11 protein-coding genes are annotated in these 11,564 nt (G+C 52.5%); 6 read left to right on the forward strand and 5 right to left on the reverse strand.

Annotation, left to right across the window (positions count from 1 at the left end):
* The 5 genes from JRI95_13635 to panB form a co-directional block, all read right to left on the reverse strand.
* A partial coding sequence (locus tag JRI95_13635; GenBank protein MBW2062585.1) for a glycosyltransferase occupies positions 1-711 on the reverse strand: 711 nt, incomplete at its 3' end.
* Between the two features lie 140 nt (positions 712-851).
* Entirely contained in the window at positions 852-1,058 is a 207-nt protein-coding gene (locus tag JRI95_13640; GenBank protein MBW2062586.1) for a hypothetical protein, read from the reverse strand.
* 184 nt (positions 1,059-1,242) lie between these two features.
* A complete protein-coding gene (locus JRI95_13645; protein ID MBW2062587.1) occupies positions 1,243-1,443 on the reverse strand; it encodes a cold-shock protein in 201 nt (66 codons plus the stop codon).
* 240 nt (positions 1,444-1,683) lie between these two features.
* Positions 1,684-2,613, reverse strand: a complete 930-nt coding sequence (locus tag JRI95_13650) for a 2-dehydropantoate 2-reductase (GenBank protein ID MBW2062588.1) — start codon at positions 2,611-2,613, stop codon at positions 1,684-1,686.
* A gap of 27 nt (positions 2,614-2,640) precedes the next feature.
* Positions 2,641-3,456, reverse strand: a complete 816-nt coding sequence (panB, locus tag JRI95_13655) for a 3-methyl-2-oxobutanoate hydroxymethyltransferase (GenBank protein MBW2062589.1) — start codon at positions 3,454-3,456, stop codon at positions 2,641-2,643.
* A gap of 312 nt (positions 3,457-3,768) precedes the next feature.
* Here panB and JRI95_13660 point away from each other — a divergent pair, with 312 nt between their 5' ends.
* The 6 genes from JRI95_13660 (at position 3,769) to JRI95_13685 (ending at position 11,111) form a co-directional block, all read left to right on the forward strand.
* Entirely contained in the window at positions 3,769-4,629 is an 861-nt protein-coding gene (locus JRI95_13660) for a bifunctional 5,10-methylenetetrahydrofolate dehydrogenase/5,10-methenyltetrahydrofolate cyclohydrolase (protein ID MBW2062590.1), read from the forward strand.
* Between the two features lie 15 nt (positions 4,630-4,644).
* Positions 4,645-5,280, forward strand: a complete 636-nt coding sequence (locus tag JRI95_13665; GenBank protein ID MBW2062591.1) for a cyclodeaminase/cyclohydrolase family protein — start codon at positions 4,645-4,647, stop codon at positions 5,278-5,280.
* Positions 5,281-5,485: 205 nt separating this feature from the next.
* The gene (locus JRI95_13670) at positions 5,486-5,929 is read left to right on the forward strand and encodes a DsrE/DsrF/DrsH-like family protein (GenBank protein MBW2062592.1); all 444 of its coding nucleotides are present in this window, start codon (positions 5,486-5,488) and stop codon (positions 5,927-5,929) included.
* 293 nt (positions 5,930-6,222) lie between these two features.
* On the forward strand, positions 6,223-8,214 hold the full coding sequence (locus tag JRI95_13675) for an RNB domain-containing ribonuclease (protein ID MBW2062593.1): 1,992 nt from the start codon (positions 6,223-6,225) through the stop codon (positions 8,212-8,214).
* Between the two features lie 188 nt (positions 8,215-8,402).
* Positions 8,403-9,797, forward strand: coding sequence for a CoA-binding protein (locus JRI95_13680; protein ID MBW2062594.1), 1,395 nt, complete (start codon positions 8,403-8,405; stop codon positions 9,795-9,797).
* 285 nt (positions 9,798-10,082) lie between these two features.
* Positions 10,083-11,111 carry an IS110 family transposase gene (locus JRI95_13685; GenBank protein MBW2062595.1) on the forward strand — a complete coding sequence of 343 codons (1,029 nt, stop codon included), beginning with the start codon at positions 10,083-10,085 and terminating at the stop codon, positions 11,109-11,111.
* The last annotated feature ends 453 nt before the right edge of the window (positions 11,112-11,564 follow it).

The raw sequence follows: 11,564 nt of genomic DNA on the forward strand, positions 1-11,564 counted from the left end.
ATGGCGAAAATTACCAAGGAAGAGTATGTTCTTTGTATCCCACGATTTCTCAGGACGCGGGACGTAGAAGCTGGAATCAACGCCATGTGGAACCACACTTGTCTTTTCTTTCAGATCTGGCGCAAGCCGGATAAGAACCTCCATATCCTGTTGCGTCAAGGAAAGGACATGATCAACCGAGCGATACATTTCAAACTCATACTCAAAAAGCTCCTCAATCGTCCCATTACTTATGCGTTTTCCCTTGTTTGCCTGCTGCTGAAAAGCTTGCGTATAGCATTCATGGACAGAGATAATGGTCATGGTACTTTGAGGAATGATTTCCTTTGATCCTTCAAGATACTGGCCCATCATGGAGTACTCGGCGATGATGGCGCCATAAGCGCGCCTTGCAATAAGAGACCTAAAGACATCATCGAGTCGGGGGTCGTATGCGCCGTCCCCTGAAAGAAAGAAGGGGGGACGCTTAAGCTCAGCTTTGAATTTTTCCACCTCCTCAGAGGTTCTGCCACTGGGGGAGTCAATAAGTATGATCTGTTCACAGTATGGCTTAAGGCTATTGTCGTTGTGATCCTCGTCTGAATACGCGGGTGCAAGGACTGTTATCCCATAACCCATTTTGAAAAGGTTCTTGATCCTGTGATGAATGAGTATGGGGCCTCCAATAACGCTCGCCCTGGGGAAAACTTTGGGTATGAAGAGCAGGTCCAAATTCGATTCTCCTTATTAAGATTTTTTACATGGGAATTACCTTATCTAAATCTTTGGCTAGCTGGGGTGGTTCTATATTTCTTAAATTTTTCCTTGTCCAAAATTTTCCTTGCAAGCAAATAGAAAATACTTGCCGAATATCAGGCAATGTCGGGAATATCTAAAACGTTTCCCGATTCTAAGGCCCTAGGGTCATCTATAATATTTGCCTCCGCAATTGTCCTCCACGAAGCTAGTTTGGTATCTTGTGTCAGGGAAGTAAAGAAAGCTCCGCCCATGACTTTCTTCATCTCCCCTTTACTGATCTTCTGATCCTTTGGTAAATCCTTGATTTTGATACGCGCCATTTTTTTTACCTCCCTTTTTAGATTGTCCTAAGGATAGAGAAGATATTTTAAGGCCAACATACAATGGTTTGGTTTTGTAGATTAAAAATTATGCCTACTTGCCACTGTCTATTATATCAAAATAAATAAGGGCACTCCATCATAATTCAATGGAATACCCTTTTTTTGGGTTCAGAACAGTTAGTTAAACTACAGTGACATTTACTGCCGCAGGGCCTTTTTTGCCTTGCTCTATGTCAAAGGTAACCTTGTCTTCTTCTCTAAGAGACTTGAAGCCGTTCCCAGTGATTCCTGAATGATGAACAAATACATCAGGACCGTCTTCCTGCTCAATGAAGCCGTAGCCTTTGCGCTCATCAAACCACTTCACTTTTCCATTAGCCATAGTGACAACCTCCTTTCAAAAAATTTTCATGGTTCCAATCTTCAGGCTGCCTCTTTTGACAAATGGATCTTACCCCGAAACGAAACCCGAATACCAGTAAAGATATTACTTTACTGATCTGAGGTATAATAGCCTGTTTTTAACAAAAGTCAAGCTATTATTGATAAAAATTTTTCAGGGTAGGAGAAAAGATTGTGAAAGGGGAAACTTTTTTTTCAAAAAGTTTCCCCTTTATAAATACTAAACCCTGGCCTCATAGCTGGCCTCAATGGTCTTGACCAGGGCGGTCAGGGTCTTGTTGACCGGCGTGCTGATCCCGAGGCCCTGCCCGTGAGTCACCACCGCGCCGTTGATGCTGTCTATCTCGGTGCGGCGTTTGGCCAGGACGTCCTGGAGCATGGAGGCTATATTGCCTGCGGTGGCCCGGGCCACTGATTTTACGTGTTCGATGGGGTCAGGGAAGACAGGCGCCAGGCCCATGGCCTTTACCACGGCCACGGCCTCGCGGACCGCCGCTTCCATGAGCCGCTCGGTGCCGGGATAATGAAGAAGCTGTCCGTTTTTCAGCCGGGTCAGGGCTGTCAGAGGATTGATGCCCGCGTTGACGATCAGCTTTGACCAGATCAGAGGCTCGACCCTGGCCTCGACATTGGCCGCGAATCCGGCCTGGCTGAATAAATCGGCCGCCTCAGCCAGACGGTCTTCCTGGCCCGGGCCTGAGGCTGCGCCGATGATGGTCTGGCCGGTTCCGGCATGACGCACGTGTCCTGGCTCGAAAGCGGTGGCCCCCTGTGAAGTTATGCCAGCCCAGACACGCTCCGGCCCGCAGACCTCACTCAGGATTTCCACGTTGCCCACTCCGTTTTGCAGGGTCAGGATGCGAGCTTCCGGGGCCAGATGCGCGGCAAGGCTATCTGCTGCCGTCCGGGTGTGGTAGGCCTTGACGCACACGAGAACCAGCTCGGAATCGGCCGCATCGGCCGGTGAGGCTGAAATCCGAACCTTGACCCAATGTTCCCCGCTGATCCCCTCGACAAACAGGCCGTTTTGCTTCAAAAGCTCAACCCGTTCCGGACGGTAGTCCAGGAGCAACACCTCCTGCTTAGCTTCGGCCAGAAAGGCGGCAAAGAGGCAGCCCATGGCCCCAGGCCCGATAATGGTGATCTTCATTTTTTTCCTTCCGCTTCTATTCCCGCCTCATGGATTCACATGGAAGGTGTGCTCCGGCCCGGGAAAATCGCCGGACTTCACTTCCTCAACATAATCGCTCACAGCCTTTGTAATCATCGGGGCCAGGTTGATATACTGTTTGACAAACTTAGGTACAAACTTCTCATACAGGCCCAGCAGGTCATTGGTCACCAGGACCTGGCCGTCGCAGTCCGGCCCGGCCCCGATGCCGATGGTCGGCATGGAGACCGTTTTGGTGATTTTCTCGGCAATGGCGTCCGGGATGCACTCCATGACCAGGGTAAAGGCCCCGGCTTGGTCCAGGGCCTTGGCCGACTCGATGAGCTGTCGCCCGCCTTCCTTATCCTTGCCTTGCACCTTAAACCCTGACAGCTTGGTGGCGGTCTGGGGCGTGAGGCCGATGTGGGCGCACACCGGGATGCCCGCGTCAACAATGGCCCTGACCACCGGGGCCATTTCGCTTCCGCCTTCGAGCTTGGCCGCGTCGCAGCCGGCCTCTTTGATAAAACGGCCCGCGTTTCGAATGGCTTCCTCATGAGTGACGTTGTAGGACATGAAAGGCATGTCGCCAACCAGGAAGGCGTACTGGGTGCCGCGCCGCACGGCCTTGCAGTGGTGAATCATCTCCTCCATGGTCACCGGCACGGTGGAGTCATAGCCCAGGACGACGTTGCCCAGGGAATCCCCGACCAGGGTGAGGTCAATACCGGCCTGGTCCAGCATAGCGGCCGTATAGAAATCATAGGCCGTGAGCATGGTTATTTTTTCGCCTTTTTCCTTTTTATTGTAAAGGCTCTGAATCGTTACCTTGGATCGTTCCATAACTTCTCCTCCTTTTCAGTGATAAATGGATTTGGTCAGGTCATAAAAAAAACCCTCGACAGACCAAGTCTCTAACGAGGGTTCATGTGAACTGCTTTTCATAATTTCCTCCGTCCCGGTCCTTTAAGCCTGGATCCAGGCGGCTGTACTTATCATGTTCTAGATACACCAATCAGGTTTGGTTTGTCAAGGATTTTCGTCAGAAAAAGATTGACAAGGAATGGAAGTTTGTGCTTTTTTATACAAACTCAAAAATCTGGAAAATCAAAAAATCCCTGAGTTTAAACAACCTAGTCGAAAGGAGATCACTTTATGGCTGCGCAACTGATCAAGGGCATGCCCATTGCCAATAAGATCCGCGAGGAGATTATCGCGGAGGTGGAAAAGCTCAAAGGCAAAGGCATTAACCCCAAGCTGGCCGTGCTGCTCGTGGGGGACGATGAGGCTTCTGTGGTCTATGCCCGGTCCAAGGAGAAGGTCGGAGACAAGTTGGGTATTGGCGTGGAACTGACGGTCAAACCGGCTGACACCTCTGAGGAGGTGGTGCTGGGTATCATTGACGAGTTCAATGCTGATGAGAGCGTTCATGGCATCCTGGTCGAACTACCCCTGCCCAAGGCCATCAGCAAGGAGAGGGTCATGGCCCACCTGGACCCGAAAAAAGACGTGGACGGGGTGCACCCGATCAATCGAGGCTACCTCTTAGGCGGGCAGGAAGACCTGGCCCTCATCCCGGCCACGCCTCTGGCCTGCGTGGAACTGATGGCCCGGTCCGGGGTGGAAATCAGAGGCAAGAGGGTTACGCTGGTCGGTCGAGGCGATACGGTCGGGCGGCCCCTGGCCTCGCTGCTCATCAAGCGGGACGCGACCCTGACCATCTGCCACACCAAAACCAAGGACATCCCTGCCACCACCAGGGCCGCAGAAATCGTAGTCGTGGCCGCGGGCCGGATCAACCTCGTTACCGGAGACATGCTCTCACCCGGCCAGGTCGTCATTGACGCAGGGATCAACCCCAAGGAGGAGGGCGGTATTACCGGCGACGTGGAATTCGACAAGGCCGAACAAATCGTGGACGCCATCACTCCGGTCCCGGGTGGAGTCGGTTCCCTGACCACCACTGTTATCATGAACAATCTGCTCAAGGCCATCGCCCTTCAGGGTGAAGCCTAGGAAGGAGGAGGGGATATGCCTGAAGAAGTATACACCAAGACCATCAACGACTTTTTAACCGTAGCCAGCTCTTCCAGTCCCACCCCTGGCGGGGGTAACGTTTCAGCCGTGGTGGCCACGCTCGGCGCATCCATGATCGCCATGGTGGCCAGCTTAACCCAGGGTAAAAAGGGGTATGAAGACTATCAGGACGAAAACAAGGAAATCCTGGATACGGTCATGAAGTCTATCGAGGAACTCAAGAAACTGACCATAAAAGACATGGCCGCGTTTGAAGATTACATGAAGTGTTTCCGCATGCCCAAGGAAACGGATGAGGAAAAAAACGCGCGCAAAGAGGCCATCCAGGCCGCGGCCAAGAATGCGACCATGGTGCCGCTGACCATCTGCCGCACCTGCCTGGAACTGCTTATACAGGCGGACAGGATCTCCCGTTTCGGGAATAAGATGGCTATATCTGATGTCGGCGTCGGCGCCTATGTCTGCGAGGCCGCGCTGCGGGCCTGCATGCTTTCCGTGGACATCAACATCCCGACCATCAGGGACGAGGTCTTTGTGGCGGACGTGCTCAATGAACGCGCCCGCCTTTTTGCCGAGGCCGAGAAACTGAAGATCAAGGCCCTGACCTTTGTCAGTGAAAAAATGGGCTAGTTCAATATCCTTTGCCATCTGGCAGAAGCCCCCGTTCGGGGGCTTTTTTATTTTCTGCCTTCCACGCAGGAAAACGGATTGGTTCAGGGGAGAGGGTGGGCGGAGCCGGAAAATATGTTATACTTTCAAAAGTTAAATGCAGGGTTGCCCAAGAAACGTTTTGCATAACCCTGGATGAACAGATGTCAAAATCGGAGGTTTAACTATGGAAGACAAAAAAGAAAAATGTGCGCTTATCTGTTCGCGCGACACTTTGGAAGGAGCGTATCCGGCCCTGATCCTGGGCATCAATGCCCGGCGCCTGGGCCTTGAAGCCATGATTTTTTACACCTTCATGGGCATGAACGTCATCCGCAAGGGCTGGATTGACAAGGTCAAGGTCACTCCCCCCGGAGCATTAAGCGCTATACCGGGGATGTCCCGCCTGGCCACCTGGATGATGAAGCGTAAGATCGAGCAGGCCCAGGTCCCGCACCTGGACGACCTTCAGGAGATGGCCCAGATTGAAGGAGTTCAGTTTGTGGCCTGCCAGATGACCGTGGATATGATGGGCCTTTCCCAGGATGATTTCATTGAGGGTGTAGTTATCCAGACGGCTGAGGAATTCATGAAGTATGCCTTGGAATGCAAGCTGTCATTATTTACCTAAAGATTAAAATTTAAAGTATAAGCTTTTATTGTTATTTTAAATCATAGCACAATCTTGTAGGTCAGGGTGGGCCGCGAAGCGGGTCTCCCTGACAATATTTTATGCCTTGTCTTCTGGAGCTTTACCCCCTGCCTTACCCATGGCCGGGCAGGCTGGAAAGCCTGCCCCACAATGTAAAAAAAAAGCGTTCTCCGCCTTTCAAAAATTTCCCATTTCTCCGCCCCCGATTGTTGACACCGACTGAGGACTCCTGTTAGGTTAAAAAGCTAGAATTGATCGAGGCGGGAGCGTTCATGCAGCCGGGAGAAATAATAGAATTCATCGAGAACAGGGGTTTTCTGACCGCTCTGGTCACCAGGGTCAAGGCCAGCAAACTCCTGTTGCTGACAGAGAGCAACCGGGAGATGAGCATTGCTTCGAGCCGGGTCCTGCACCAAACCAGCCTGGGACTCGATCTGTCGCTGCCACGGGCGGAACTGGTCCGATCATTAAAAGAAATCTCCTCGCGACGGACCTCACTGGCCGCGAAGGTCAATCTGTTCGAGCTGTGGGAGCTTCTCGAGGGTGAAGGCGAGGAATTCGATTACAGGTACCTGGCCGAACTGGCCCTGCCTCCTCCAATCGGTCCTGATCAGGTCGCTGCGGCCTTGAGGGCCGTGTTTGCCAACGGCCTTCACTTCAAGATGCGTCCTCAGTCTGCCCGGCGGCACAGTGCTACCCGGGTCGAGCAGATTGAACAGGCCCGGATTCAGGAGGAGAAGAGGGAACGGGAATTGAAAGAAGGAGGGGCCTGGCTGGCCCGGATCTGGGCGGATGAAACGCCGGACGATCCGGCCTGCCGGGACCATGTGGTTAAGACCCTCCGCGACATGGCCCTTTACGGCCCGGAAGCTGCCGAATATAAATGGGGCCAAAAGCTCCTTGAAAGAGCAGACCTGGGCAAAGATCCCTTCAGACCCTTCTACCTTCTGGTCAAGATTGGCGAGATGGACAGGCATGAGAACCTGGATTTACTTCGCCTTCAGATCGAAACTTCCTTCCCGGAAAAAGTTCAGGCCGCAGCCGCGGCCCTTGTTGAACAGGCCGACCTGGACAGGGAAAATCGGCGGAATCTGACCGACCTGGACACCCTGACCATAGACAGCAGCGGCTCAGAGGATTTTGACGACGCCGTCAGCCTCGAAGAACAAGGCGGCCGCTCCATTTTAGGAATTCATATTGCAGACGTTTCAGCCATTATCCAGCCGGACAGCCCCCTGGAGCTGGAGGCGCGCCATCTGGCCACCTCGATTTACATGCCAGACCGGCGCATTTCCATGCTGCCTGAAGTCTTGTCGGACCAAGCCCTGAGCCTCAAGGAAGGGAGTATTCGCCCGGCCTTTTCCGTCCTGGCTCAAATTGACGAGGCCGGGCAGGTGGACAGCTTTGAATTCTTCCCCAGCCTGGTTAAGATCAAACGCCGGCTCAGCTACCAGGAAGTTGACGAGACCGTGGAGAAAGACCCCACCCTGAAGAAATTGCTCGCTCTGAGCCAGGCCCTGAAGGCTCAGCGCCACGCCCAAGGGGCCCTGATCATGCCTCTGCCGGCGCTCAGCGTTTACCTCGCCCCTGAAGGCCAGATCGGGATAAGCCTCATCCAGTGGGACAACCCGGGCCGGGCCATGATTACCGAGTTCATGGTCCTGGCCAACCATCTCGCGGCCCGCCTGCTGGCCGAAGCCGGTGCGCCGGGCCTGTACCGCTATCAGGACGAACCATCCCAGAGGATCATTCAGGGAGAGTTTTCCGAGGTCGGCCTTTACGATTGCCTGAAGCAGCGCCGGTTTCTTAATCGAGTCGGCTGGAGTCTCGAACCCAGACCCCACCATGGCATGGGCCTCGATGTCTACACCAACCTGACCTCACCGCTCCGGCGCTTCATTGACCTCATCATCCAGAGGCAGGTGAAATCGCTGACCGCCGGGGAAAGGCCGTATTACTTAAGCGAGCAGATCGGGGAGCTCCTGACCCTGATTGAACCTGCCTTGAAAAAGGCCCATAACGTCCAGTTTCGCCGCAAGCGCTATTGGCTGCTCAGGTACCTCGAGGCTCAGAGTCCGAAAAATTTTGAGGCCATTCTGCTCGATGTGCTGCCCAATCGCACGCGGGTTTTTGTCAAGGAATTGATGCTCGAACTGGATTTGACCGATCGTTCCGCCCAGAAGCTCACACCCGGCCAGGAAGTCATGATCAAGATCAAAAAGGTGAACGCCCGGCAAGATATCCTGAAGTTTGAGCTGGTATAACTGAATGATTAATTGAATGCACGTTCCCATAAAATCATGCCCAGTATCTGGGTGATGTGAAAGATGCTGAGATATGCTGCGGACAGGTTGCCCGGTTGATAGATTGTCCGGCCAAGTTCCTCAGGATTCTACGGAGCATAAGCGCCAGCTGAGCATATTATTGAAAGAATGCTTAGAGAGGAGATTACATGACACCTAGAAGCCTTGATCCATTGCTTAAACCAGCCACATTGGCCGTTGTCGGCGCGTCAGCCGATATAACCAAGATTGGTGGTCGGTTCATAAAATCCTTCCTTAGTTCGGGATTCACCGGGAAACTCTATCCCATTCACCTCAAGGCCAATGAGATTATGGGACTGAAAACATACACGAGCGTATTAGATGTTCCCGATGAGATTGACCTGGCACTCCTTACCATTCCAGCCGCAGCAACCGAGGAAGCCATGAAGCAGTGTGCCTTAAAGGGGGTCAAGTTTGTCGTGGTACACGGTACCGGCTTTTCCGAGATTGGCGCCTTGGGTAAGGAGCTGGAGACTAAAGTGCTTCAAATAGCCCGGGAGGGAGACATAAGGGTAGTCGGCCCCAACTGTATGGGCCTATTCTGTCCGCAAGTGAAACTGAACACTATTGTGGCAGACTATGAATTCCCCTTTGAGCCAGGGCCTGTTGGCTTCTGCGGCCAAAGCGGCTGGGTCTGCGAGAATACGGTCCTTTGGGGTACCCTCCGAGGACTGTGCTTCAGCGGTGTGATCAGCTCGGGAAACCAGGCTGACCTTAACATCCTGGACTACCTGGATTATTTTGGCAATGACTCCAGCACTCGAGTTATTGGCGCCTATCAGGAAGGAGTCAAAGACGGAAACGGTCTACTAGAGAAAGCGAAGAGCATATCCAAGGTCAAGCCTATCGTATTATGGAAAACAGGGAGAAGTGAGGCCGGAGCCCGCGCCGTGGCCTCTCATACCGCATCGCTTGCTGGGTCTTCCCGGGTGACCGACGCCGCCTTCAAGCAAGCCGGCATCTTGAAGGCACAGAACCTTGAAGAGCTTCACGATCTGTTGATTGCATTCTCTACTCCCTATCTCCCAAAAGGCAACCGTATTGGCGTATTGGTGGAATCTGGTGGAGGAGGTGCGGCGGCGGCCGACGCCTGTGAACCCTTGGGCCTCGAGGTGCCCCCATTACCAGAGGAAATCCAACAGGAATTTATAGATTTCACTACTGGCAAGATACCTCCCACCAGTGGCATGACAAATCCCGTTGATATCGCATGGGCGCCGGCCCAAGGCACAAGGGAATTCTGGCTCGGTTGCATTGAAATACTTGTAAAAGCCGTGGATGTCCTCATTGTCATCACATACCATAAACTGACGGACGAAAATTTTATTAAAGGTGTGATTGAACTTATGGACCAGGCCGCGAAACCTATTGTTCTTATCCCCGGTCACTCAACAGCCCAGGAGGAAGGGATGGCAAAATGCGTACGCAAAGGAATACCTGTCTATCCAACACCGGAGCGGGCGGTAAAAGCTATCCTGGCTATGACAAAATATGTCAGCTATGTGGAGGAAGTAAAACAATAACAGTAACTAGTTCCGGAGACAATATACTTAACTATTGACTTTTCTCCATCTGACCATCATGTTGAATCATATCACGAATAGCAAAAGTAATAGCTCCAGGCGTTTCGCACCACATTACTCAGCGCAGCAACCGCTTTACGGGATGAAATAAATAGTTAAGTATACTGTTTGAATGCATAAGAAAGAAAGAGATAACCTCCTGGTGGTAGAAATGGTTTTAGATAAACCAGCTGAGCCGAGCATATAGCTCGCTCAGAATCTTAAGCCACCAAAGGAGGCTACCTCATGGAAAGTATTTACTACATTGGTTTGGATGTCCACAAGAAAACGATTTCATTCTGTATCAAAACTCAAGATGGTCAAGTTCTTAATCGTGGGATGGTTGAGGCCACACGTCCCTCCTTGCGGCAATGGGCGGGAGCGATAGGTCGGCCATGGATCGGGGCCATGGAAGCGACCATGTTTACGGGTTGGGTCTACGATTTCTTGAGACCTTATGCTCTGGAGTTGAAAGTGGCTCATCCCGCGATGCTCAAGGCGATTACCGCGGCCAAGAAAAAGAGTGACCGGCTGGATGCTGAGAAGATTACTGACCTGTTGCGTTGCGACTTTTTGCCGGAATGTTATATAGCCCCGGAGGAGATTCGCGAATTGCGCCGTGTATTACGCTACCGCAACCTGATGGTGCGTGAGGCCACGCGGATGAAGAACAAGATGGCCGGTCTTTTGATGGAGGTCGGAACGCCTTACAATAAGAAGCGCCTATATGGGAAGAAGTATTTTCATAATCTTTTGGATAACATTGAAGACGTGCCGGACTCAGTGATTCAGATGCTGCGTCTGACTCGGAGCAGTATGGAAATGTTCAAAGGTATTCAGCAGCAACTACTCGAGGCCTTGGCCCATGAGGAGGATATTCGAGATCGAGTCCGGCGGTTAATGACCATTGAGGGAGTGGGCCAGGTGACGGCCTTGACCTGGGTTTTGGAAGTAGGGGACCCGAGACGATTTGGGAGCGTGCGTCAGGCCGTCAGTTATTGCGGCCTTTCAAGCGCGCAAAAGGAATCGGCCGGAAAGAATCAGCGCGGGCCTATCTCGAAGAAACGCAATAAACATTTGCAGACTATGTTGATCGAAGCGGCTAAACTCGCGCCTCGCTTTAACCCTGAATTGGCTGAGGTGTATGCCCGTGAACTTCAGCGAAGTCACCGCAACCGGGCTACGCTAGCGGTGGCGCGTAAATTGATCGCCTTCCTCTTGGCCGTGGACAGGAGGCAGACGGATTTCGTGCCCAGAGATATGAAGGCCGCCTGAGGTGTTAACCCGCCAGCAAGCAGCCGGTGCTCCGACGAGCTAAATTGGAACCCATTCTCGCACCGGAGCTTACTGGCTGCCTGGGCGGCCTGAGCCACCGAACGATGATATAGCCATGCTTTGCAAGAACGATTTTCCCGCTGGGCCTCGCGGTCTGGGGACTGCGCGATTGGATAATAATTCTATGAGGCGCCGTTTATACTGTTTCGAGGCCAGCGGGTTTGGCCCTAACTCAATCTTCTGTGAGGACCATTTACAAAAGCTGCCGTCTATAGACTTATTGCAGCCAGGTTCGAGACAGCAAATGGATGTCTGGTCACGGATCAACCGTGGACCATGGGATTAAAAAGATCGGGGCGCAATGGCGAGGGGAGAAAGACGCCACCAGGAGCGCAACTGTTTGGAGGGCTAAGGGAAATCTCCGTTTTCCCTTGACATACTCTTATCATGGAT

The sequence above is a fragment of the Deltaproteobacteria bacterium genome, from assembly GCA_019308995.1.
Taxonomy (GTDB): Bacteria; Desulfobacterota; Desulfarculia; order Adiutricales; family JAFDHD01; genus JAFDHD01.